This is a genomic window from Gloeocapsa sp. PCC 7428, from assembly GCF_000317555.1.
Taxonomy (GTDB): domain Bacteria; phylum Cyanobacteriota; class Cyanobacteriia; order Cyanobacteriales; family Chroococcidiopsidaceae; genus Chroogloeocystis.
Genome location: NC_019745.1, coordinates 2,491,021 through 2,515,541 on the forward strand (window position 1 = coordinate 2,491,021; position 24,521 = coordinate 2,515,541).

Below are 24,521 nucleotides of genomic sequence, written 5' to 3' on the forward strand. Positions count from 1 at the left end.
CAATGCTAACAAACGCTAAAACCGAGTGTCTATAAAAAAAACCTCCCGATTTGAGAGGTTTTTACTGTCAATTAATTAAAATTGCCGAATTTCTAGCTTAAAACAGCAATCACGCCACCCATCGCGGCTGCAATTGCTGAAACAACCGCAGTTGCAAACAGCCACCAAGCTGCACTTCCTGCCGCCTTGCGGGTTTCTTCCGCTTGTCGTTGCGCTTGAATCCTTACTTGTTCGAGCCGGCGTTGTGCTTCTTGTTGAACGCGTTCTGCACGTTGCAGCACGTTGTTCCGCGCTCCTTCGATTTGGTCAATGATCCGGTTAGCATCGGCTTCCGAAATATCCTCGCGCGAACTCATAATCGCGACAAGCGTTTCGCGGTTAAACGAACCTAAGCGATCGCGAATCGCTTCAAAACCCGCTTGCGGATCGTCAAACAGCTTACGTACATCCTTTTTGATGCCATCGTAGTTGAGTTCGGGACGATCGAGCGAATTCAAGTAATTGCGGATTCTGCCAAAAACGCCATCAATGACGTCTTGAATGCGGCGTTGAATTGCCCGTACTTGTTCTACGAATTGATCGCGTACCGCCAGAACTTGATCGACAGTGCGCGCCGCTTCTTCTTCCGACATATCACCGCGCGCTTGTAGAAGTGCGATAATCGTCGAACGGTCAAAGTGTGATAGGCGATCGCTTAAACTTTCTACCCCTGCGCGCGGATCGTTGAGCAACAGGTTCAATTCGCGCTTAATCGCTTCAGGATTCAATTCGTCTTTACCTGTGCTGCGTAAATAATCTTCCAAGGTTTGTTGGAAGTTCTGTACACTTGCTTGCGTACGTGCTGCCAAGCGGCGCGGCGCACGAATAATGTCGCGAATCGAAACTTGAACTTGGTCGATAATTTGATTTACTTGGTCTTCGCTTAAGTCTTGGCGTTGACTCAACAGCTTCACCAACGTATCGCGATCGACCTGTGCAAGCCGTCGTCTGAGTGCAGCAGCACCTTCTTGCGGATTATCAAACAAACGCGCAAAGTCGCGCTGAATGCCTTCGGGATTGAGTGCTTCTTTCCCTGTGTTCCGCAAATATTCGGCGATCGTCTGCGTTACCGAATCGTACTGCTCTTTGGCTTTGCCTGCAATCATTTGCGGCGCGTGCGTAATGTCGTGCCACGTTCCTTCAACTTGATTCAGAATTTGGTTAATCTGCTCTTCGGATAAGTCATCACGCTGATTCAACAGCTGAACTAGCGTATCGCGGTTAAAACGCGATAACCGTGCTTGAACTGCGGCAGTTCCAGCTTGCGGATCTTCCAGCAGTTTTTGCAAATCGCGCTTGATTCCTTCCGGATTAAGTTCGTCTTTACCAGTATTACGCAGATAAGACTCTAAATTAATCCACAGCGTTTCCGCTTGTTGTTTGGCTTGATCCGCAACGTTTTGCGACTCGAATAAAACTTGCTGGCGTACTTCTTCCACTCCATTAAGGATCGTTTCTGCTTCCTCTGGTGTGATGTCGTTACGTTGTAGCAAAATTTGTCTTAACGAACCGCGTTCTAACCGTGCCAGGCGTAATGTAAGTAATTCGTGATCTGCTTCGTCATCCTCTAACAAGGGCTTGAAATCTTGCTGCATTTTTTCAGGCGTCAGATCTGCCTTACTTGTTACGAGTAGATAACTTTCGACACGTCGCTGTAACTCTTGAACCGCTTCGCGTTCTTCTTCGGCTCGCACAACCGTCAAAACTTCTTGCCGAATGCTTTCTAGCTGATCGGCAATTTCTTGAATTTTGGCTTGCGTAAAGACACCGCGTTGTTGTAGTAGATCGACAAAATCCTGTCGCGAAATCTGCTCAAGCTGACGCCGCACGGTTCCTGGATCGGCGGCTGGATCGTACAAAACGTCACGAAATTCTTGATTAACTTTTTCGCGGTTAATTTGCCAAGAATATGTATTTAGCAAGTAGTTTTCGACATCTGCGCGAATCGTATTGTACGGTACAGCAGCACTTTTTATTCCTACTTGCTCGGCAACCTTTTCAGCTTGATCTGTTGCTTTATCTCGTGCTTGCGAAAGCGAACTCAATATCTTCTCAACATCCAAGTCTGAAAGATCCGCTCGACCCATCACAAGCCCCATCAAGGTTGTCAAACCTTGCTGAAGCGACATGGGGATAGGTCCTCCTCCAGTATTGGAGTCTTGCTTTCCCTTGCCCGAACGTACTTCTGCAATCAGCTGGTCTACCTTGGCGCTTAATTCGTCCGTTTTGGCTTGCCCAGGTTGTACCGACTTGAGGTAGTCTATCAACTCACCCATACGGTCTTTTTGGGGTGCTTGCTGCGATACGACTTGTCGCCAGACACTTTCGAGTTGATCGACGATGCGATTAATATCGCGCCGTGAAAGATCAGTACGACTGCTGACTAACTCTACAAATTTCTGGCGATCGATGTTCCGCAGATCTTCGGTACCCGCAATTTCTTTTAGCTGCGGATCGTTCAACAGATTTTCAAATTCCTTACGGATATTGGACAAGTTCAATTCGGGAGGACGAAGCGTGTCCAAATAATCTTCGATGTTTTCCCGAATTGTCATTGGGTCGATCGCGCTACCGAGTTCGCGACGTACCGCCGCCGCCGCTGCTTCAGCTGTGGCTACGACTTGGTTATTAACCGCCTTCGCCCCCAATGCAGCTGTTGCTGTACCAATAATTGCTTGCAATCCTGATGTTGCGGTATTGACAACTGAGCCGACTAGGGAACCTACAGTAGTGGAACTAAACCAAAACAGGAGTAAAAAATATGCTCCCCAAATGACAAGTCCTAGAATCGCGCCTAGTCCTACGTCTAGCGTTAACAAGCTTAGCTTCACTGCCAAAAGACAAGCAATGAACAAAGCAACACTAACTGTGACTAGTGTCCAAATTCCTACCGCAGTACCAATCTTACGAATCGTTCCTCCTACACTACCACCATCACTACTCGATGAGTCTGAGTCTGAATCTGAGGAACGCCCTAAGAAAGAAATGCCAGCAGCAACCGAGAGGTTTGTTAACACCAACTGAATGGCAAAGGCAAGAATAATACCAGAAATTAAAGCAACAAAGAATCTCGGTCCTGAGAAAACTAGTGCTGCTTCGGCTGGCGTTACCGCCCCTGGAGTGACTGGCACCTGCGCTATCCAAAATAGCGCTTGGTGTGGCTCCAGTAGTATTTCCGTATTCTCAAACATGATATCCCTTCGTCAAAGCCTAAATCAGGGTAAATTATAAGATTACATGAGAAAAAACTCTGTATCTTCAGCAATACTCAACTTTTTAGCTCAGAGTCTTTGAATCGGATAGGCTAAAGCATCCCCCTAAGGTCTGAAAACTTGTATCCCAAACAAAATTAGGTAAGCACAAGAATCAATAAAGTCTAGTAGCTTTCCTTACTCTAACTTTATTAACCTACGGCAAAATGTAACACTTTATTGAAATCTTTGAAGAATTACACCCTCCAACGGTGGAATTACTACCTTTAAAAATACCCTAAGAATCGCTCTTTAGACTTGGCTGAAGTTTGTATCTATAGACAGAAAGCATCGCTAAAATAGGTCGATACAGTTAAAGCATCAGAGATTTTTTCGGAGCAAATTATGGATAGCAACACAAATCTACCTCCAGTCGCTAAAGAGTATAACGGCAAAGACCGCAACGCTTTTCTGTTTGGCTGGAATCCACAAGCTGAAATCTGGAACGGACGCTTAGCAATGATTGGCTTTCTCGCCTATTTACTCTGGGATTTAGCCGGTTATAGCGTTCTGCGCGATGTATTACACTTGATGAGCTACTAACTTCAAAGCACTCGCTCACGGATGCGTTGGTTACAAATATAAAGCGCCTATTCGTGAGCGAAGGTATATTTTTTTATGTTAAATGGGTTTCGCTTGAGAATAAATTTGATTTGATTAATGTCAGTCTAGGGAAATTTTTAACTAAATCACAAGCGGGAACGTAGTAGTTTTTTGAATTAAAATTAATGTTTAAGATGCGATTCAAGTATATTTTCAAATCGCAATAGCTACTCAAGAAAAGATATTTTATAATTTGTCATTAAGCAAAAAATATTTCCATCGCTTGGCTTCAAGGTAACGAATTCCTATACAGATAAATTTGAGAAGATTATCTGGAGATGGCGTGCGCTTCACAACAAACACGCCATCGTAATACGTCAGATATCAGCTGATGGGATAAAAACTTCGGATGTAAAGCTACCATGTAATCCATAAGGAACATGATGCTTGAGGTGGAGACGCGCGATCGCACCTTGCTCTAAATTACGCGCATCTAAAATCACGATATCCGAACGATGGTACGTTGCATCGTAGACTAACGCCAATATCCAGCCATCATCTTCGCTTTCACCGCCAGGGCGTTCTACAAAAATTGGTTCGCTGATAAAGCCGCGTGGTGCAGCACTCCACAATTGTCGCTGTCCTGATTCTAAATCAACCTTGAGAATTGCTTGCAATGGCGCATTTCCAGTCGCCGCGTGCGCTGCACCCATATACAAGTAACGACAAGCACGCCCGACTTTTTCAGGGTGCATCGTGGGAAACTCACAACAGCGTGGTTCAATTAATCCTCGCGATACTGTCTTCTGCTGCAAGTTGACATGAAAGCGCCACATCTGTCCTGGTTTAAGTGCATCAAAATCAACTTGTTTGAAATCACTTCCGGCTTCAACTTCAGGAAAAGATTCATAACAAATCGAGTCAATGAAAATTTCATCACCTTGCTCAAACGCATTCGCATGATGAAAGACAAAACCAGATCGCGTTTCTAAAATTTGTACTTGTCGCGATTTATGTCGACCAATCACAACAATGCGGGTAGGTTGATTTGGGAGAAACTTGATACATTCTCCCGCACCGCGCAAACCTAAAACAAAAGGAATTGGATTAAATGCGATCGGGTTTTGAAAGAAGATGCAGTAATTTTCAGTGATAGCAAAATCGTGAATAAAGGCGAATCCAGGAACATTGTGCGCGTGTTGGCGAATCACGTTACCCGCTGGATCTAATTCAAAAATCGTAATTGTCGAAGACAAACCAGGCTTAATCGAGAAGTTGACCATGCACGGTGCGCCACCATCCTGATTACACCTCGGATCAATTCGCGGATGTGCAGCAAAAGCTTCGCCATCAGCTAAAACACCGTTGAGTGAGTCTTTACCCAAAGTTTCCAGCGTTACCGGATCGAGGCGGTGGGGATCAGCGGCTTCCCATAATGCTAGAAGTTTACTGCCCCAGTAGACAACGTTGGTATTGGCGATATTTTTCAATCGCAGATCGAAAGCGTTTGCTAGCCAACCACCAGGCTTTTGCGTACCAAAAACACCACGATAGAGAATTTTGCCAGCTTTTTGTTCTTCTATGAACGCAGTAGTACGGATGAAACGATTACGGAAGTGCGCGCGACCATCTTTAAAGGCGATCGCACTAATCATGCCATCACCATCAAACGGATGATGAATTGGAGTACCATTAATATCTAATAACGCTGGACCATTGCGGAACAAAGTTCCTTGCAATTCTGGCGGAATTTGCCCCTCAATGTCGTCAATCCAGTAATCGTATTCAGTTTTGAGTGATTCATATCCTCCTTGCCAATCCTGGCGTTGATAGGAGTGTGTAGGAACTGTAGATGCGCGTTCGTGAAGTTGCATAGCTGTAGTGGCTAATTGTTAAAGACTATAAAGCTAAAATCTACTCTGCGGGTTCTTCGGCTGGCTGTTGCAAAAGTGACTGCGGAACTAACTCAGACATCAATTCTGGTAACAATCCTTGTCCAAGTTGCTTAGTAGGAGTCGCATCAGTATCGATTGCAACATCCGGTTCAATTGTCTGAGTTGTGATTTCGGTTGCCGGTAGCCAATTGAGAAACGGTAATGGTAGTAGTGTGCTGACGTTCGCAATGACAACCAGTATCCAGAGGTTTTGAAAGTTGGTTTGCGTAATCCCCATCCAATGCATGAGTAACGCGCCTAATTGATAGGAAAGCAACCCTCCTAAATTAGAAATCGACATTAACAGTGCAAATAAGGTTGCTTCCACCCCTGGAGGGCATAAACGTGCTGCTAATACTAAAACTGGCATATACGCAATCTGCCCCATCACTGTGAGGATCAGATTATCGCCAATACTAAACCAATGATCGTCAATTCCTAAAGCACGGTTAGTATGAGTTACGAGCAGTAACATACTCATTCCTAAAACGGCTGAGAGTACGGTACTCCACCCAAAAATGACGCGAAACGGGACACTTTTCAAAAAGCGATGAAACAACCACACGCCAAGAAGCGAAGCGATGCTGGTGACTAGGCGGACTCTGCCTAAAAACTCTGGTTCAAATCCTAATTCGTTTGTCGTGAAGAAAAAGAAAGCCGCGTCAGCTGTGGGAGTTGCTTGCCAAATGAAGACAAATGCGGTAGGAAGCCAAATAGCTTTTTGCGCGATCGCTTTGCGTAATTCTCCCAGTTGATGCTTGACAGTCGATAAATCTGGTTTCTCGCTGACAGGAGACTCGCTAATCAACCAAGCAACTACCGAGACAATCAACGGAAAAGAAGCCGTAATCCAAAAAATGGTACGCGTAGAAAAGTGTTCGAGGAGTAATCCACTAAAATACGCAGTAATTAAGCCACCAAAAGCTGATGCGCCCCAACACAGCGATTGTAATGAGCCAACCTCTCCTTGCGATTCGGCGCGCGCACGTTCTACGACAAGCGAGTCAACAATGACATCACCGATCGCGACTGACAAAGAACCAAGTGCGAGTGCTAAGGTTGCAGCGGTGGAACTATGGACGAGTGTTGCCAAACCCACCCAGGAAAGCGACCCTAAGATCCCTGACAAGATGAGGTAAGGACGCCGGCGGTATCCGAGAATCGGCAAACCATCTGAAATGAACCCAAATAGAGGTTTAACGATCCAAGGCAACGCCACAATCCCAAATAGCGCTGATACCTCAGCTGGACTTAAGCCCAACTCATCTTTGAGGAAAAAGCTTACCGCTAACCGCGCCAACCCCAGAATCCCTTGCACAAAGTAAACTACTAGAATGCCGAGTAACTCTGGAGTGGGTTCGTGACCAAAAAACACTGCTTTTGTCAAAGAGTTTTTCAAACTCGTACCACTTGGAGAAATAAACATTGATAATTCTTAATAAATATCAATGATTACTATAGTATCCATCTACCCTAGGATGTGTAACCCCTATGTCAAAGAAGGGAGCAGAGGACGCAGAGGGGCAGAGGACGCAGGGGAGAAATAATACTTATGAAATTCTCTTTTACTAATCAATTTTTTGCTCTACATTCCTCAAAACTCACGCACTCTTTCACTAACCACTAGCCACTCGATTCAACCACTGAACTAAGCTTTATAAAACTCCTTTTGAACTGGGAATTGCCCCTGCACGTCGGGGATCGACTTCTAGCGCCATGCGCATCGCTCGTGCAAAAGCTTTGAACGTAGCTTCAATGATGTGGTGCGAGTTGATACCATCAAGTTGGCGAATGTGTAGCGTCATTTGACTGTGGTTGACGATCGCTACAAAAAATTCCCGCACGAGTTGGGTATCGTACGTGCCTACACGCTGGGTTGGAATTTGTAAACCGTAGCTGAGGTGAGGGCGTCCTGAGAAGTCTAATGCAACTTGTACCAAAGCTTCGTCTAACGGCGCGAGAAAGTTGCCAAAACGGACAATTCCTTTGCGATCGCCTAACGCTTTATTCAGCGCTTGTCCCAGAGTAATACCAACATCCTCGTTTGTGTGATGGTCGTCAATTTCGAGATCGCCTGTTGCTTGAACGTCTAAATCAATCAAACCATGCGATGCAATTTGATGCAGCATATGGTCAAGAAACGGAATGCCCGTTGCTGCGGTACACTGACCTGTACCGTCAAGATTTAAATTCACTTGGACATCAGTTTCACCTGTACTACGGCGAATTGAAGCTGTCCGCGCTACAGTAATGTTTGAGATTTGTTGTAGGGCGTCGCCCTGACCTGGAGGATCGCTTAACTGCATGGAGTCAAAATTAACGAGAGCAATTCTATTACCATGCTACAATTTTGTGACCCGCAGGCGAGATGCCTGCTTCCCTAAAAGGCTAATTTAACTACATCCCCATAATTTCGTAGCCAGCATCGACATACAAAATTTGTCCAGTAATACCGCTTGCGAGATCGCTACACAAAAAAGCTGCTGCGTTACCAACTTCAAGTTGGGTCACGGTACGCCGCAACGGCGCAACTGCTTCGACATGGTGAATCATATCCAAAATACCGCCAACGGCTGAAGAGGCAAGTGTGCGGATAGGACCTGCGGAAATCGCATTGACGCGAATATTTTGGGAACCAAGTTCTGATGCTAAATAGCGGACACTCATTTCTAATCCAGCTTTGGCAACTCCCATGACGTTGTAGTTGGGGACGACGCGATCGCCACCTAAATAAGTCAGTGTCAGAATACTTCCACCTTCTGTCATTAAAGGCTTCGCGGCTGCACTTAGCTGAATGAGCGAATAAGTGCTAATTTCTAAAGCCTTCGCAAACCCAGATCGCGATGTATTACTAAACTCGCCGCCTAAATCTTCTTTATTAGCAAATGCAAGACAATGAATCAGAATATCAAGCTTGCCCCATTTTTCTTGAATCGCGGCAAAGGTAGACTCAATCTGTGCCTCGTTTTGAACATCGCAGGGAACAAATAAGCTAGGGTTAAGTGGTTCTACAAGTTCTGCCACTTTTTTTTCCATCTTTCCCTTCTCATCAGGAAGGTAACTAACGCCAATATTGGCTCCTGCTTTATGCAGTTGTTGGGCAATTCCCCAGGCGATCGAGCGATTGTTAGCAATGCCTGTTACTAAAGCATTTTTTCCCGTTAAATCTAGCATGGTAGTTAACTTATGCAACCTTCTTGAGGATACTGGAATCTGAGAAGCTTTTTCAGCATCAGGGCTACCGCATACGCGCATCGCTTATAGAACCCCAGAATCCTGGATTTGTCCGCCAACCTTGTGAACAAACGTTCTTCCTCGTCTTCCCCAATGCTGGGAGAAAGTGACAGGGAGATGGCACAAATTTCCTTGTAAATACTTAGTTTCTCACTTAAGAGCTTGACAAGTTATGCTAACTAGTAGTAACTGAACGAATTATATGTAAATTAATCTAAAGTCTTGATTTAGGGGTAGGGAATTTGTCATTTTAGATTTTATGTAAATTAGACTACAAAATCCCAAATGCAAGTCGGTTTAAGTGATTTAAAGTCTCAAACTCGCGTGTGGAATGTTGAATTGGTGTAGGCTTTCGAGCATCGGTAAGGGCAAGGATATATGGTCGTGACGCAAGATAGACCGCTAGCAGCTGTATTTCGTCAGGTAGGCGCTGGCTCGTTTCCACCAGTTGTGGAAACCTTTGAACGAGGTAAAACAATATTTTTTCCTGGCGATCCAGCAGAACGAGTTTATTTTCTCATTAAAGGTGCGGTGAAGCTTTCGCGCGTTTATGAAGCGGGAGAGGAAATCACGGTGGCGCTGCTGCGCGAGAACAGTGTTTTTGGGGTTTTGTCACTGCTGACGGGGAACCGTTCAGATCGGTTTTATCACGCCGTGGCGTTTACACCCGTAGAGTTATTATCCGCACCGATAGAACAAGTAGAACAATCTTTAAAAGATAATCCTGAATTATCGATGTTGATGCTGCGTGGTCTATCGTCAAGGATCTTACAGACAGAAATGATGATTGAAACCCTAGCACACCGCGATATGGGTTCGCGCTTGGTTAGCTTTTTGTTAATTTTGTGCCGTGACTTTGGCGTTCCTAATGCAGATGGGATCACAATCGATCTGAAACTGTCACATCAGGCGATCGCCGAAGCAATCGGCTCGACGCGCGTCACTGTCACTCGGCTACTCGGAGACTTGCGTCAGGAAAATATGATTTCTATACACAAGAAGAAAATTACAGTACACAACCCAGTTGCGCTGAGTCAACAGTTTAGTTGAGCGAGTGGGATAGTGAGTGGAAGAGTGATGAGTGGCTAGTTACTAGCCACTAGTAACTAATTACTAAGTATTTTCCTGTAACTGTAATTCCCTCTCAAATTCTTGACTGAGCTTAACTTACTTCTAAAAGGTAGTAGGCTGTATCTGGAGGGGTAATCAAAAGCTAAAAATGACCACCGGATACATTTTAATTGCATCGATTTTGATTTTGGGAGGCGTAATCGCAACGGTGGGCGATCGCCTAGGTACGCGAGTTGGTAAAGCACGGTTAAGCTTATTCAACCTGCGTCCGCGCAATACGGCTGTCGTGATTACCATTTTGACGGGAAGTATCATTTCGGCTTCGACGTTGGCAATTTTATTTGCAGCAGATGAGCGATTACGCACTGGAGTATTTGAACTAGAAGAAATTCAAAGCGAACTGCGCGACAGACGCCAGCAACTAGAAGCCACACGTCAACAACTCGAAGCAACAACCCAAGAAAAAACGCAAGTCCAACAGGAACTCGTGCAAGCAAGAGCCGAACAAAGAGCCGAGCAACGAGAAGCCCAACGACGCGAAGCCGAAGCGCAGCAACGCTTAGAAGCGATCAATGAATCACTACAAGCAGCACGGACACAACAAGCACAAACGCAAGCACAACTCAATCGCACCCAAGCCCGACAATCGCAAACACAAGCACAACTCAATCAAACACAACAAGAGTTAACTCAGGTTTCTGCGCAGTTCCAGCAAGCACAAGCCAGGTTAAAAACGGTTTCGCAACGCGCCAGAGAACTACGCGCTGAAATTCAACAAGTACAATCTGAATTGCAGCAGTTAGTCGAGCAACGCGATCAACTCAAAGCGCAAATTACGCAACGCGATCGCGAAATCGCGAAACTCGATGAAAGTATTACGCAACGCGATCAAGTAATTGCACAACGCGAAAGCCGCTTGAAACAATTAGAAGTTCAACAAAACTATCTCGAACAAGAAGCGCAAAGTCTCGAAAGAAACCTACAAGTATTGCGACGCGGAAATGTTGCATTGTTTCGCGGTCAAGTGTTAGCAGGTGGTGTTGTGCGAATTGTCGATCCCAAAGCGGCGCGTCAAGCCGTCGATCAACTGTTGGCAGAAGCAAATCGAACAGCGCTGAAATTTACGCAACCTGGTATTGAACAAGTCAACGCGCAAGTTGTCAATATCTCGCCTGCACAAGTTGACCAACTCGTTGCGCAAATTGATGATGGGCGTGATTACGTTGTTCGCATTATGTCAGCGGGAAATTATGTTTTGGGCGAACGATCCGTACAAGTGATCGCCGATGCTGCGCAAAATCAAGTTGTATTTCGTCCTGGAGATGTCTTAGCCGCAATCTCTGCTAATCCTGCTACTATGTCAGACAACGAACTCAGACAACGGGTAGAACTTCTTTTAGGAGCTTCTAATTTTCGCGCCCAAAGAGCAGGTATTCTAGGCGATACGATCCAAATTGGCGATAATCGAATTGAAACATTGATTGGTTTTATTGAACAACTCAAACAATACAACCAGCCGGTTGAAATTCAAGCGGTAGCAGCAGAGGTCACGTACACTGCTGGACCTTTGAAAGTTGAATTATTAGCAACGCAAAATGGGCAAGTTGTGTTTCGTACCTAGTGACAAGGGGTCAGAGGTCAGGGAATTATTTTGATTACTTGCTTCGCATTTAAAAAAAGTCGCTCGCGCTTGCTTAATTAAAGCAAAGACAATTAAACATTTTTGAGGTTAGGATTATTAGCTCATCCGACCTCAGACCTTTGATCCCCGACCTCTCAGAAAAAGGTTTGTGTCAATGCAGCCAACTATTTTAGGGTTTGATCCAGGGCGCGATAAGTGTGGAATCGCAGTGATGGGACTAGACCGCAAGTTGTATTACCATCAAGTTGTTTCCGCAACAGCGGCGATCGCCTCAATTACACAACTGCGTCAACAATTTCCTGTATCGTTAATCGTCATCGGAGATCAAACAACTGCTAAAAATTGGAAACAAAAACTAGAGAAAGAACTCTCCGAACCGCCATCAATTGTCATGGTTGACGAACGATATACGACCTTAGAAGCGCGCGATCGCTACTGGCAAATGTTTCCCCCACAAGGCTTGCAACAGCTACTCCCACGCGGTTTACGTCAACCACCAAAACCCATCGATGATATTGTCGCCATTTTGTTAATCGAAAGATATCTCAATCGGCTCGCCCAATGAAAGACTGGAGGAGAAGATAACTCTAGCCCCTACTAAAGTTCTGCACGAATAGTAAAGGCGTAATCTCCTCCTGGTTCGAGTTGATAATCTTTCTGTTCTAGAAAGCGTCCTAACGGTTCCTTAATGAGTGCACGACCTTGAGAAGGTTTGACAGACAATTCACCGCGCCGAAAGCACCATTGAAACTGCCATTCAAAATCACCGGCTCGTACTTCTCCTTCTAAGTAGCCAAACTGCCAGGATTGTCGTGTAATCCTAACATGGGCAGTAGTTTCAGGCAATCGCTTACGACTCACAATCCTTTGCTTCCCAATTTCGACAAGAACGATTAGATCATTAACTTTCCATTGTGCCTAGAGGTTATAACTCGGAACAAAGATACAAAGACATAAATTTGGATCACTTCCTAGGGTAGATCGTTTTATAGAGATCAGCGTTCTTCGAGCCTCCTTCAAAGGCGAAAAAACCGAACAACCTTTTGGCATAAAAGATGATTAGGATCGAGATGAAGCATTGCGAAACTGCTGATACGTGGAGGTAAGCCAATTGACTTTTGCATCGCCTGATCCAATTTCTGATGGAAATCAATTGTCTCAAAATTTTGAGCAGCGCCAAACATCATCAGAATCGCTTGGAGAAAGCACGTCTTCACTTTTAGATGATTGGGATGATGCAGAATTAGAGCGTGCGATTTCTAGCGTTGCCGAGATTCAAGCAGAGTTAAATTATCAACAAGCAAAAAATACACTCCACAATTTAGTTACAAAGCTCGATCTTACGTCTCAAGAGCGGTATGGTTTAGAAGCTGAGATTCAGCAATTAGAAACGATGCTGAGCAACCTAGAGCGCCAAGTATTACAAATTGCTGCTTTTGGTATGGTAGGGAGAGGCAAGTCATCGTTACTCAATGCTTTAGTCGGAGAACCTGTGTTTGTCACAGGACCACTACATGGTGTCACGCGTACAGCATCGCGTGTAGCTTGGAGCGTGAGCGAAGAAAGTATTAATGGCGATTCGTATCAAAAAGCGACACTTACGGGTGCTGGAAAGTCGCAGATTGAACTGATTGATACTCCAGGGTTAGATGAGGTTGATGGTGAAACTCGCGCTGAACTAGCAACGCAAGTCGCGGCGCAGGCTGATTTGATTTTATTTGTTGTGGCGGGTGACATAACGCAGGTAGAACACATTGCACTATCACAACTGCGCGAAGCTGGCAAGCCAATTTTGCTTGTATTTAACAAAATAGACCAGTATCCACAAACTGATCGCCTAGCGATTTACCACAAAATCCGCGATGAGCGTGTCCGCGAGTTGCTTTCTCCTGATGAAATTGTGATGGCGGCGGCTTCGCCACTGGTAAGGACGGCGGTGCAACGTGCTGATGGAACGCGTGGGGTTCAACTCCGAGCCAGTACGCCGCAAGTCGAGGAACTCAAGCTCAAAATTTTAGAAATTTTGTACCGCGAGGGCAAAGCTTTAGTAGCACTTAACAGTATGCTTTATGCCGATCGCGTCAACGAGCAATTAGTTCAGCGTAAACTCGAAATTCGCGACCGCAGTGCAAATCAATTAATTTGGCGGGCTGTGATGACTAAAGCAACTGCGATCGCGCTCAATCCTTTAACGGTCATCGATTTGATGAGCGGTGCGGTTATTGATATTGCTTTGATTCTCAGTCTGTCGAAACTCTACGATATTCCCATGACGCAAACGGGTGCGGCTGGATTGTTACAAAAAATCGCTATCAGTATGGGGGGAATCAGTGTCAGTGAGTTATTGACAAATTTAGGCTTAAGTTCGCTGAAATCATTACTAGGTGTTTCTACAGCAGCAACTGGCGGTCTTGCGATAGGTCCCTATGTCTCGGTCGCATTGACGCAAGCCGGAGTGGCTGGCGTGTCATCGTATGGTATTGGACAAGTGACCAAGACTTACCTGGCAAATGGTGCAACTTGGGGTTCTGAAGGCCCTAAAGCCGTTGTGCAAAGTATCTTGGCTTCGCTTGATGAAGCATCAATTATTAATCGGATTAAAGATGAATTGCGTAGTAAATTAGGGGCGAGAGGCTAGTGATGAGTTTTGAGGAATGTAGAGCAAAAGAGTGATTAGTAAAAGAGAAGTTCATAAGTATTATTTCTCCCCTGCCCCTCAGATCTCCTCTGCTTCCTCTACACCTTGAACTACCTGTCCGACCTCTGACCCCCGACCTCTTCTAACGCGGTGGTTGATTGCGTTGTTCTTGGAATGAACTCAAAAGGTTACGCACTTGTTGCGCGGCGATGTCGCGTCCACCTAAGCCAAAGGCGATCGCTACTGCGACTGCAACCGCACCGAGAAGCAATCCAAAGGCTAAGTTAACAATCTCAGTTGCAATGCCAATTTGTTGCAGTGCTAGAGCCGAAACAAAGACAATGATTGCAATTCGTGCTACTTGACCTAAAAGTTGTGCCTGACGATTGCTAGAGGAACTGACAATTAAACTATATGCAAGGTTGGCAAGGAATAAACCGATCGCAAACACGATCAAGCCAGCCAAAATGCGCCCGAAGATCACAATCAAACCGCTTACGAGTGCGGTGAGCGCAGGAATGTTTAGGATATTAACTGCTGCTACTGTTGCAAACAGCATAATTCCCACTAAGGTAATAATTCCGACAACTTCTGATGGCGTGCGCGTTGAGATCGCGGCTGCGGCGTTCTCAGCTGTTGTGCGCTCAGGCTGTAATACAGTTTCTTGATCGCTACCAGGAGGCGGAATCACAAAAACTTCTTCGGTTCTTCTAATATCCGAAGGCACGCGGCGGCGTTGTAAGCCAGACAAGCCAATCACAGAGAAGATGTTATCAAAGCCCAAGCTAGAGAGAATGTTTGTTACTAGATCTGCTACAAAGCGCCCTAGAAAATAACCTAAAATCAGAATTAGTGCCGCAGTGAAAATTGCGGGTAGCGCGTTGAGGATTTGCTGAAGCATCGCGATCGCCGGAACGGAAATCGCATTAATCCGCAGCGCATTTAATGCCGCAATTGCTACCGGAATTAAAATCAGCACATAAACGATTGTGCCGATGATTCCTGACAAGGACTGTGTAGATGTACTGGTGCGAGTTCTTCCTAACCCGAACCGTTCGCCCATTTGATCGACTCCTGTTGACGCGAGCAAATTGGTGACAATTCGCCGGACAACTGTTGCGAGTAACCAACCCGCAGCCGCGATCAAAACTGCTGCCAAGATATTTGGCAGAATCAAAAGAATTTCATTAACAAGGTTCTGTACTGGTAGCAGCGCTTGTTGCAGCCCTAAAGTATCAAGAACCGGAATGAGAAAGAGTAAAAAAATGAACCAGTATAGTGCGTTGCCAATTGTTTCGCTCAATGACATTCGGTTCGATTCGCGCGGTTCGTCGGGCGATCGCTGATCTAAACGTTCATCGAGCCGTAATGCTTGCAATCCTCGTGTTGTAATCAGTTTTACGATCGTCGCAATTAACCACGCCACACCAAACAGGATGGCTGCACCGATGATTCGAGGAATAAAGCCAAGAACAAGATTGAGGAAGTTGTTTAGTGGCTGCGATACGGCTTGCAGATTTAATGTTTGTAAAACTGCGACTGCCGTAAACAGGATAATAATCCAGAAGACAATGTTGCCGATTAAGTTTTCGACGCGTGGTAAGTCGCCTGAATCGCCGCGCCCAACGACTCCAGCAGCGATGCGGTTGTCTAAATTAGTACGGCTGAGGAGTCCTTTAATGATTGATTTGGCGATCGCGGCAATAATCCAACCAACAATTAATACCAGCAGCGCTGCGAGTAAATTTGGCAGAAACGACCATAAACCTGCTAGTAGTCCAGCCGAATAGTCTACAGTAGATTGTATTGCCTGCCCTGTTTGCTGTAGTGGTTGTCCTGCTGGGGCTTGTTGTTGAAATTGTGCCAGTATTGCATCGCCAAGAATTGGCACTTTCAGTCCTATCGTTGCTATACCTTGCCAAGTTCCATTCATGGTTTTTTAGAGTAAACGTCAGGTGTGAGGAGAGAGACTACGAATTTTCCTTGCAAAATTAGGTTACTGTGAATAATCCTACATTTGAGCCGGTTGTTTCGCTTGCATTATACGAGTAAACCACCTAGAAAAATAGAATATTACGTCAATATTTAGAGTGATGGCGAAGTTTATCGTTTGGCATCTACCTCTATGCGTAATTAGCTCTAAAAATTCAGTTTTTCCTCACTTTTTAGTAGAATTAAATACTTTCAAGGTGATACTAGAGACACTAAAATAAAATTGTTTTATAGCTTAGTAGAGTTGACGTCTAATTGTCAGCACAAAAGCTAAGTTTAATTACAGCAATTAAGCTCAGGTGCGCGCGTGGTTTATTTAAGGAAAAACTGCTGCAACTTTGCCACAATGTTCAACGTTATCTTTAGCCGTTGCAGGTCTTCGTTAAAATTACTGGATTAGTTTTGAACAAGGTAAAATATAATACAGCAAATAACCTAATGACTAAGTTAATGTTGTACCTTAACAATAAAATCTGAACTCGTTTTACTTGAGATGCTGCCTCGGCAAGTCGTTCTTAATTCCCTATTTATATAGTTCATTGCTACTTTGGCTTGTCTATGCTTGTTAGTCAATTAAAACAGTCAATTGATATCAGTGCCAGCACAGACGTAGTAGATCGCTGCATCACAGATCAAACGCTGATGCGTCGTTGGCTCAATCCGCTGCTGCATTGTGAACCGATAGGCGCTTGGAGTACTGATGTTGGTAGCCGTAGTCGCTTTATTATTCAAATTCCGCTTGTCAAACCTACGCTATATAATGTCGTCATCGAGCGATCGCCTGGATTGGTCGTGTGGGAGTTTCAAGGTTTTTTTCACGGACGCGATCGCTGGGAATGTCAACCACTCGATCGAGGAACGCATTTAATCAACCACTTCGAGTTTAAAATTCCTAATCCTGTGGTTCGTTGGGGCTTTAATACCTTTGCTTTTACTTTGACACAAAAAGATATGCAAGCTCAGTTACATCGCCTGAAGCGCTTGGCAGAGGCAGTAGAGAAGCAGGAGTGAACAAAGTAGGAGTACAGAGGAGAACTTACTTTAGACTTCTCATTTTGTTAAATTGTGTTGTGTCTTAAGAATTGCTTCCTAGTTGATTGAGTAGACGACGAATCACTGGCGCATCAGAGGCTTGAGGGACTTTGGCAAGATACGTTTGCAGGTCGTTAATTGCTGCATTCCAGTCACCAAGTTGGTAATAAAGTAAACCGCGATCGCGTATTTCTATTGGTATATCAGGAAATAATAGTAAGATTCTTTCTACAGCTGCGAGGGCTTTTGCTAACTCTTCTTTTTGAAGATAGGCAAACTTGAGGTTAGTCAGCATTCGTGCCAGAAACTGCCGATGAGTGACAGCGTCTAAAAAAGAACTCTCAAGCTTCACTGGCTGCGTGTAAATTTGACTCAGTTTGTCTTGACAATCTTCAGGAAACAACACCTCACCACGATGAAAGGGATCGACAAAGATTTCCATTTGTTGGATATTAGGGCGGATCAGGAAATGTCCTGGCATTCCAACTCCCAACATCGGAAAATCAATGCGTTTAGTCACTTCTAAGTAAATTAAAGAGAGTGTAATCGGAATTCCTGTACGGCGATCGATCACGTCGTTTAAAAAACTATTACGAGGGTCGTAGTAGCTTGTTGTGTTACCAGTAAATCCGAGATCGTCATACAAGTAACGATTGACAGTCTGAATAATCCGCAGCGGGTACTGTTCGCTGGGCAGCTGTTCTCGTACTTCAGCCGCCATCGTATCAAGTGCATTTAGGTATTCTTCGATATCGAGTTGCGGATATTCTTCTTGCGCGATGTAAAGTGCGGCTTTGGCTAAGTCGATTTGAGCGTCTGGTTGATGAATTTCTTGAAAGAAATGTTGGCGGGCTAAAGGGAAATCCATAAGGATTTTACTGGCTGAATAAAAGGAACGAGGGCGAGGTTACTACTGATTGCTTAGTAACAAGTAATACATAACTATCTAGTTATATACAGGAAAATCAAGCTTGTTTTAACTTTCTCAGCAGTTATAGCGGCAAGTAAATTCTACAATTGATCCTAAACTAGAAACACGTTTTGGTAGAAGGTAGGAAGTTTATGCAGAGGTTCAGTTAATTAAAATCTCACCTTAGGACTGAAACAAATGTGATGCACGTTAAGACTCGCAAATGGCATAGATTTTTACTCAGTGCTAGAACGCGCATTTTAGCTTGGTATATTATTTTGATGGCTGCCTCTTCGGTGGTATCGATTTTTGCAATTCGTCAAGAGTTGTTTATGCGCGTCCAAGACCGAGTACAGCGATCGCTTAGGCAAGAAGTCGAGGAGTTTCGTAAATTAGCTGGTGGTGTTAATCCAGATACGAATAGACCATTTACACGTAATGAAGTCGCCGCGCTGTTTGACTTGTTTGTGTCGCGGAATATTCCCGACGATGATGAGTTTTTATTAACACTGTTAAATGGTAGTTTGTACAAGCATAGTCCCAGAGCGTTGCCCGAACCACTGCAACGAGACTCGCCACTGATTCGACATTGGGGTAAGCTGACGAAGCCAGAACGCGGACAGGTAGACACAACGCTGGGAGAACTACTGTATTTTGCAGAGCCAGTCAGAATTACATATCAAGCCGAACCGCTTGACAGCACAGCAGAAGTTCAAGGAGTCTTTGTTGTTGCGCATATTACAACTGGAGAGCGTGAAGAAGTTGATGAAGCGATCGCGGTCGTTGTTGAAATTACAATTATTGTTTCAATCGCAGCGTCAGTACTCGCTTGGGTAGTCGCAGGACGAGTCTTAGCACCTTTACGCTTACTGACAAAAACGGCGCTTTCGATTAGTCATAATTCTGATTTAACGCAGCGTATCCCAGTCCAAGGAACTGATGAAATCGCAGAATTAACGCTGACTTTTAATGAAATGATGAATCGGCTAGAGGATGCTTTTGCGAGTCAACGTGATTTTATCAATGACGCAAGTCACGAACTGCGGACACCAATCACAATTGTTCGCGGGCACCTCGAACTGATCAGCAACGATCCACAAGAACGGCGGGAAACAATCGACTTAATTGCTGACGAACTCGATCGTATGACTCGCTTTGTTGATGATTTGCTAATTCTCGCTAAAGCAGAACAACCAAAGTTTTTATGTTTAGAAACAGTAGATGTCGGATCTTTAACTGAGGAAATTTATACCAAAGCGCGAACACTTGCAGTACGTAACTGGCGACTTGATAGTAAAGGTTGTGGTTCGATTGTTGCCGATCGCCAACGCTTAACACAAGCGATCGTCAATTTGGCGCAGAATGCGACACAGCATACACGCCCTGGAGATGTCATTGCACTCGGTTCAATTGTACGGAATGGCAAAGCACGTTTCTGGGTGAGCGATACCGGTGAAGGTATTGCTTATAGTGACCAAAAGCGTATTTTTAAACGCTTCGCTCGCGGTGTTAATGGTCGTCGTTCGGAAGGTGCGGGATTAGGTTTAGCAATTGTGCAAGCGATCGCCACTGCTCACGGCGGTCAAGTAGAACTTTCCAGCCAACCTGGTGTTGGTTCAACTTTTACGCTCATCATTCCTGTAGATTCTCCTGTTGCTTAATTCAATGCGATATCTCGATTGTTTACTCACTGGCGATGTAGCTTTTACAAAATACTCAGTGTTATTATGTCGAAGCGTAGAAATGCTATTTTTTATACAAGTACTTATAGTGTAAGATTTCGATAGCAAACTTTTTTACACAGGGGTACAGATCTCTTAATAAAAATAGAATACCTTATGCCAAGTTGTATTCAAGAATACGCAAAAAATCATCTTACGGTTGTACAAGTCGAGCAACCATACATTGAAAAAGATTTAGCCCAAAGATTGCGTAATTCAACGAAAGAAGAACGGCAATATCTTCATACTTATGTGTATAACGAACTATTTCAAAAGATTCCTTTTCATCCACAATTAATCAACAAAGCCAACTCTGAAGCTAACTTGCAGTGGAGCCATAACCGGACGCGATTAATCCGAGAATTCCTACCTTCAGATGCAACATTTTTAGAAGTAGGAATTGGTGATTGTTGTCTCGCTTTAGAAGTCGCGAACCTTGTTCGTAAGGTTTATACAGTCGATTCTAATGAAATCACAAAAAATATCAGCTTTCCGCAAAATATGGAACTTGCGATATTGGATGGTGTCAATATTCCACTACCTAGCAGTAGTGTCAACGTTATCTACAGCGATCAATTGATGGAATTGCATCCAGAGGACGCAATCGAGCAGTTACAGAACATAGATAAAGTGCTTGCCCCAGGCAAAGTTTACATTTGTCATACTCCTAATCGGTTATCGGGTTCGCACGACATTTCAGGTTGTTATGATGAAACTGCGACAGGTTTTCATCTTCAAGAATAATTAATTACTGATTTGTACAAATTATTCAAAAAAGTCGGATTATCGCAAATAAATGACTACAAAATTACAGAAAGATTTCAGATGAAACTGCCCCTTACATCTACTATTATGAAGATTATTGAGTTGAGTGAGTATACACTACTAAAACTTCCGTACTCGTTGCGAAGAAAAATAGCTATGTCTTCAATAGTTTTGAGAGGAATATCATTAGTTGCAGTTAAACCAGCAACTTGAAACAACCTGAATTTCTGAGAAGACGGTGTTGCGATTTTAATTTGATTAGTTAAAGATTGTCTTTGGATTAAATAGCCCTGCGACTCATGAGCCATATTCTTATTGCTGAAGATGAACCTCGAATTGCTTCTTTTCTAGAAAAAGGACTTAAAGCAGCAGGTTTTACCACTGCAATAGCAAAAGATGGCAATGAAGTTATCCTGATGATCCAAAGCGATCGCTTTGACCTTTTACTATTAGATATCGGTCTTCCTGGTAAAGATGGTTGGCAAGTTTTAGAAGAACTACGCGGTTTAGGCGAGCAGTTACCGATTATTATCCTCAGCGCCCGCGATGATATCAACGATAAAGTCGCTGGGCTGGAAGGCGGTGCTGATGATTATGTTACCAAGCCTTTTCGCTTTGAAGAGTTGTTAGCACGGGTACGGTTGCGGTTGCGAGATAAGCACGTACCAAAAGTAAATGAGGAAATCGTGCTCAAGGTAGGAGAGATTACTTTAGACTTACGTACGCGCAAAGCTACCGTAGGCGATCGCTTAGTCGAATTACCCGCTAGAGAATTTACCCTAGCAGAAACTTTTTTACGACATCCTGGACAAATTTTGAGTCGCGAACAACTCCTCAACCGCGTTTGGGGCTACGATTACGATCCTGGTTCAAATATTGTAGATGTCTACGTAGGCTATTTACGAAAGAAGTTAGGTAATAAATTTATTGAAACAGTTCGCGGTATTGGTTATCGCTTGCGTAGTTAATCAAGCTCCGTCTCATTTTTCTAACTCAGCTTTTTATTTTACAAACTCTCTTTTTATTCCTTAATTAACCTTGAGTTAACCTATTCTTAAATAATGAATTTTTTCTCACAAATTATTCATTTTTAATTCATGAAGATTTGTCAAGATGTTGTAGTACGAGAGTGGAGTTACACCATCTATTTACCGTAATTCTGCTGTCTTTTTTTTTCTAAAACTCAAGCAGAGGTCATTAAACCATGAGACTGATGGTTTATTCTCACGATACATTCGGTCTCGGCAATATTCGGAGAATGCTATCTATCTGCGAATACTTATTAGAGTCTATTCCTAATTTATCAATTTTACTTATCTCTGGTTCACCTATGCTTCATAGTTTTAGGATGCCAGTAGGATTGGACTATATCAAATTACCTTGTATCAATCGCAGCTATTCAGGTAAATTATCTCCCAAATATTTGGGTACACAAACTGATGAAACTCTCAAGCTTAGAGCCGATATTATTCTTGCATCAACTGCGAATTTTAAACCGGATCTCATTTTAGTAGATAAAAAGCCCTACGGATTAAATCAAGAGTTAAAGCCAACGATTGACTATATTAAACATTTTCTACATAACACCAAGCTTGTACTACTTTTAAGAGATATTCTTGATTCGCCTGAAATTACTATAAACGAGTGGAAACAACAAAGTTACTACACAGCCATTCAATGGTTATATGACAAAGTTTTAGTGGTCGGATCGCCAGAAGTTTTCGATTTCTGCAAAGAATATAAGTGTCCTCCTGCGGTGGCGTGTAAAGTGCAACAGTGTGGTTATATTCGCAAATTTGTAAACAGACATCCTGGAAATGAATTACATAAATCATCAACTAACCCACAAGAAAAATTAGTCTTGGTTACACCAGGTGGAGGCGAAGATGGTTATCACTTATTGAGTCATTATTTATCAGGTCTAGCTATACTACCGGCAAAACATGATATTAAAAGTACGATCGTAGTTGGACCAGAAATGCCACAACACCACAAACAAGCACTATATCAAGTAGCACAACAGTATCCTCATGTACAAATGTGTGAGTTTACTGACCAATTAACTATGTACATGAGCCTGGCAGATGTGGTTATCTGTATGGGAGGATACAACACTATTTGTGAAGTTTTATCACTTCATAAAAAAGCAATTGTCGTACCTCGAAATCGCCCTGTTGCTGAACAGTGCATTCGAGCAGAACGCATGGCTAAATTGGGCTTATTTCAAATGGTTCATCCAGATAGCTTAACTTCTGAAAAGTTAATGCGATCGCTCTTAACTGAACTCCATAAACCTCAAACCACGTCACCCCAGTTTTCAATAGATTTAAATGCACTACCGCGCATCAGTCAATGTATCCAGATGTTGCTAAATAACGAAGTAGCTCATGGTAAACAGTATTTACCTCAGGAGAAATTGCAATGGCTAGCAACATACCCAAAATCGGTTATCTGCTAAAAACATTTCCAAAATTATCAGAAACATTTATTTTAAATGAAATTTTGGAATTGGAGCGCCAAGGGTTAAATCTGCATATTTTCTCTTTGAGGAAGCCTCAAGATGAAAAATCTCATACTGCGCTTCAGCAACTTAAAGCCGACGTAACTTACATTCCTTCCTTACTTCCTCGATCTTCGCAAGATATTTTGCATTTACAAGCAGCTAATGTAGTACTAATGCAACAAAATTATCAACGCTACTTTCAAGTACTACAGCTAGATCATTCAGCAACAGAAATAGAGTCTTTAAATATCTTTTTACAAGCTGGATATTTAGCACAAGCCATTCGTATAACAGGAATATCACATCTGCACGCGCATTTTATTAATACTCCTGCGGCGGTAGCTGAATCAACTGCACAATTATGTGAGATACCTTATAGTATTACCGCTCACGCAAAAGATATCTACTTATCTAAGCCCGAAGTTTTAAATCGCAGAATTAGCAAAGCACAATTTGTTGTGACTTGTACAGAATATAACCAAAAGTTTTTAAGAAGTATTTCTACGAGCGATACTCCTATTCACCTCAACTATCATGGCTTAGATTTAAATAAGTTTTATTTTGGGAAGAAGAACAAAGAAAAACTTAATGAAATACCTACTATTTTAAGTGTTGGTAGATTTTGTGAGAAAAAAGGGTTTCCCTATCTTATTCAAGCATGTAAATTACTTAAGGAAAAAAGCTATCGCTTTCAATGTCTAATTGTGGGTTACGGTCCTCTTCAAACAGAAATTGAAAAGATGATTTCTGAATTGAAGTTAGAAGATTATGTAATTCTAGTTGGGAAGATGACTCAGGATGAGCTAATTGAAATATATTGCAAAGCTGATATTTTTGTCCTTCCATGCTACGTAACAGAAAATGGCGATCGCGATGGAATCCCAAACGTTCTTTTAGAAGCAATGGCGATGAAAGTTCCTGTTATTTCTACCAATATATCAGGAATAGCAGAATTAATAGAGCATAAAAAAAATGGTATTCTTGTACCACCTAAAGACCCACATTTACTTGCAATAGAACTAGAAAACCTGCTTAATAAGCCTAAGCTAAGAGATACATTAGGAGAATTAGGAAGAAAGCAAGTTATTAACAATTTTTCTATAGATCGCAATATTACACATTTAAAAAATCTATTTACATCTGTACTTATGAATGAACATTTACAGAAAACCACATCTGAATTAGAGGTGTCGCTTGTATGAGAAAGCTAATGTTTTATTGCCAACATATTTTAGGTATGGGACAC

The 24,521-nt window shown here is 43.3% G+C and carries 19 protein-coding genes; 11 read left to right on the forward strand and 8 right to left on the reverse strand.

Annotated elements, in window-relative coordinates; translation table 11 throughout:
- Window positions 1-92 precede the first annotated feature (92 nt).
- Window positions 93-3,230, reverse strand: coding sequence for a hypothetical protein (locus GLO7428_RS10870; protein ID WP_015188600.1), 3,138 nt, complete (start codon window positions 3,228-3,230; stop codon window positions 93-95).
- 405 nt (window positions 3,231-3,635) lie between these two features.
- On the opposite strand from GLO7428_RS10870, the gene GLO7428_RS10875 reads away from it, so the two are divergent.
- Window positions 3,636-3,833, forward strand: a complete 198-nt coding sequence (locus tag GLO7428_RS10875; protein ID WP_015188601.1) for a chlorophyll a/b-binding protein — start codon at window positions 3,636-3,638, stop codon at window positions 3,831-3,833.
- A gap of 377 nt (window positions 3,834-4,210) precedes the next feature.
- Here GLO7428_RS10875 and GLO7428_RS10880 read toward each other — a convergent pair whose 3' ends face one another.
- The 4 genes from GLO7428_RS10880 to fabI all read right to left on the reverse strand — a co-directional run bounded on the left by GLO7428_RS10880 (window position 4,211) and on the right by fabI (window position 8,941).
- Complete coding sequence (locus GLO7428_RS10880) at window positions 4,211-5,707, reverse strand: carotenoid oxygenase family protein (protein ID WP_015188602.1); 1,497 nt, start codon at window positions 5,705-5,707, stop codon at window positions 4,211-4,213.
- Window positions 5,708-5,747: 40 nt separating this feature from the next.
- Window positions 5,748-7,193, reverse strand: coding sequence for a folate/biopterin family MFS transporter (locus GLO7428_RS10885; RefSeq protein WP_015188603.1), 1,446 nt, complete (start codon window positions 7,191-7,193; stop codon window positions 5,748-5,750).
- Window positions 7,194-7,422: 229 nt separating this feature from the next.
- Window positions 7,423-8,073, reverse strand: a complete 651-nt coding sequence (gene hisB, locus GLO7428_RS10890; RefSeq protein WP_015188604.1) for an imidazoleglycerol-phosphate dehydratase HisB — start codon at window positions 8,071-8,073, stop codon at window positions 7,423-7,425.
- Window positions 8,074-8,164: 91 nt separating this feature from the next.
- Entirely contained in the window at window positions 8,165-8,941 is a 777-nt protein-coding gene (gene fabI, locus GLO7428_RS10895) for an enoyl-ACP reductase FabI (protein ID WP_041918598.1), read from the reverse strand.
- 438 nt (window positions 8,942-9,379) lie between these two features.
- Between fabI and ntcA the strand changes: the two genes are divergently transcribed.
- The 3 genes from ntcA (at window position 9,380) to GLO7428_RS10910 (ending at window position 12,279) form a co-directional block, all read left to right on the forward strand.
- Complete coding sequence (gene ntcA / locus GLO7428_RS10900) at window positions 9,380-10,051, forward strand: global nitrogen regulator NtcA (RefSeq protein WP_015188606.1); 672 nt, start codon at window positions 9,380-9,382, stop codon at window positions 10,049-10,051.
- Window positions 10,052-10,220: 169 nt separating this feature from the next.
- On the forward strand, window positions 10,221-11,693 hold the full coding sequence (locus tag GLO7428_RS10905; protein ID WP_015188607.1) for a DUF3084 domain-containing protein: 1,473 nt from the start codon (window positions 10,221-10,223) through the stop codon (window positions 11,691-11,693).
- Window positions 11,694-11,868: 175 nt separating this feature from the next.
- Window positions 11,869-12,279 (forward strand): pre-16S rRNA-processing nuclease YqgF, encoded by a 411-nt coding sequence (locus GLO7428_RS10910; RefSeq protein ID WP_015188608.1) that lies wholly within the window; start codon window positions 11,869-11,871, stop codon window positions 12,277-12,279.
- Between the two features lie 32 nt (window positions 12,280-12,311).
- On the opposite strand, the gene GLO7428_RS10915 is transcribed toward GLO7428_RS10910, so the two are convergent.
- On the reverse strand, window positions 12,312-12,575 hold the full coding sequence (locus GLO7428_RS10915; RefSeq protein ID WP_015188609.1) for a DUF3146 family protein: 264 nt from the start codon (window positions 12,573-12,575) through the stop codon (window positions 12,312-12,314).
- Between the two features lie 394 nt (window positions 12,576-12,969).
- On the opposite strand from GLO7428_RS10915, the gene GLO7428_RS10920 reads away from it, so the two are divergent.
- On the forward strand, window positions 12,970-14,352 hold the full coding sequence (locus GLO7428_RS10920; protein WP_231295626.1) for a GTP-binding protein: 1,383 nt from the start codon (window positions 12,970-12,972) through the stop codon (window positions 14,350-14,352).
- 142 nt (window positions 14,353-14,494) lie between these two features.
- Here the strand turns inward: GLO7428_RS10920 and GLO7428_RS10925 are convergent, their stop codons facing one another.
- Window positions 14,495-16,285, reverse strand: coding sequence for a mechanosensitive ion channel (locus GLO7428_RS10925; protein WP_015188611.1), 1,791 nt, complete (start codon window positions 16,283-16,285; stop codon window positions 14,495-14,497).
- Window positions 16,286-16,902: 617 nt separating this feature from the next.
- Here GLO7428_RS10925 and GLO7428_RS10930 point away from each other — a divergent pair.
- Entirely contained in the window at window positions 16,903-17,355 is a 453-nt protein-coding gene (locus tag GLO7428_RS10930; protein WP_015188612.1) for an SRPBCC family protein, read from the forward strand.
- A 64-nt stretch (window positions 17,356-17,419) separates the two neighbouring features.
- On the opposite strand, the gene GLO7428_RS10935 is transcribed toward GLO7428_RS10930, so the two are convergent.
- On the reverse strand, window positions 17,420-18,244 hold the full coding sequence (locus tag GLO7428_RS10935) for a SirB1 family protein (RefSeq protein ID WP_015188613.1): 825 nt from the start codon (window positions 18,242-18,244) through the stop codon (window positions 17,420-17,422).
- Window positions 18,245-18,489: 245 nt separating this feature from the next.
- Here GLO7428_RS10935 and GLO7428_RS10940 point away from each other — a divergent pair, with 245 nt between their 5' ends.
- The 5 genes from GLO7428_RS10940 (at window position 18,490) to GLO7428_RS10960 (ending at window position 24,477) form a co-directional block, all read left to right on the forward strand.
- On the forward strand, window positions 18,490-19,947 hold the full coding sequence (locus GLO7428_RS10940) for a cell wall metabolism sensor histidine kinase WalK (protein ID WP_015188614.1): 1,458 nt from the start codon (window positions 18,490-18,492) through the stop codon (window positions 19,945-19,947).
- 177 nt (window positions 19,948-20,124) lie between these two features.
- Entirely contained in the window at window positions 20,125-20,751 is a 627-nt protein-coding gene (locus tag GLO7428_RS10945; protein WP_196797500.1) for a bifunctional 2-polyprenyl-6-hydroxyphenol methylase/3-demethylubiquinol 3-O-methyltransferase UbiG, read from the forward strand.
- 320 nt (window positions 20,752-21,071) lie between these two features.
- Window positions 21,072-21,740, forward strand: a complete 669-nt coding sequence (locus tag GLO7428_RS10950; RefSeq protein WP_015188615.1) for a response regulator transcription factor — start codon at window positions 21,072-21,074, stop codon at window positions 21,738-21,740.
- 236 nt (window positions 21,741-21,976) lie between these two features.
- Window positions 21,977-23,230, forward strand: coding sequence for a glycosyltransferase family protein (locus tag GLO7428_RS10955; RefSeq protein WP_015188616.1), 1,254 nt, complete (start codon window positions 21,977-21,979; stop codon window positions 23,228-23,230).
- On the forward strand, window positions 23,194-24,477 hold the full coding sequence (locus GLO7428_RS10960) for a glycosyltransferase family 4 protein (protein ID WP_015188617.1): 1,284 nt from the start codon (window positions 23,194-23,196) through the stop codon (window positions 24,475-24,477). Before GLO7428_RS10955 ends, GLO7428_RS10960 begins: the two co-directional genes overlap by 37 nt.
- Window positions 24,478-24,521 lie beyond the last annotated feature (44 nt).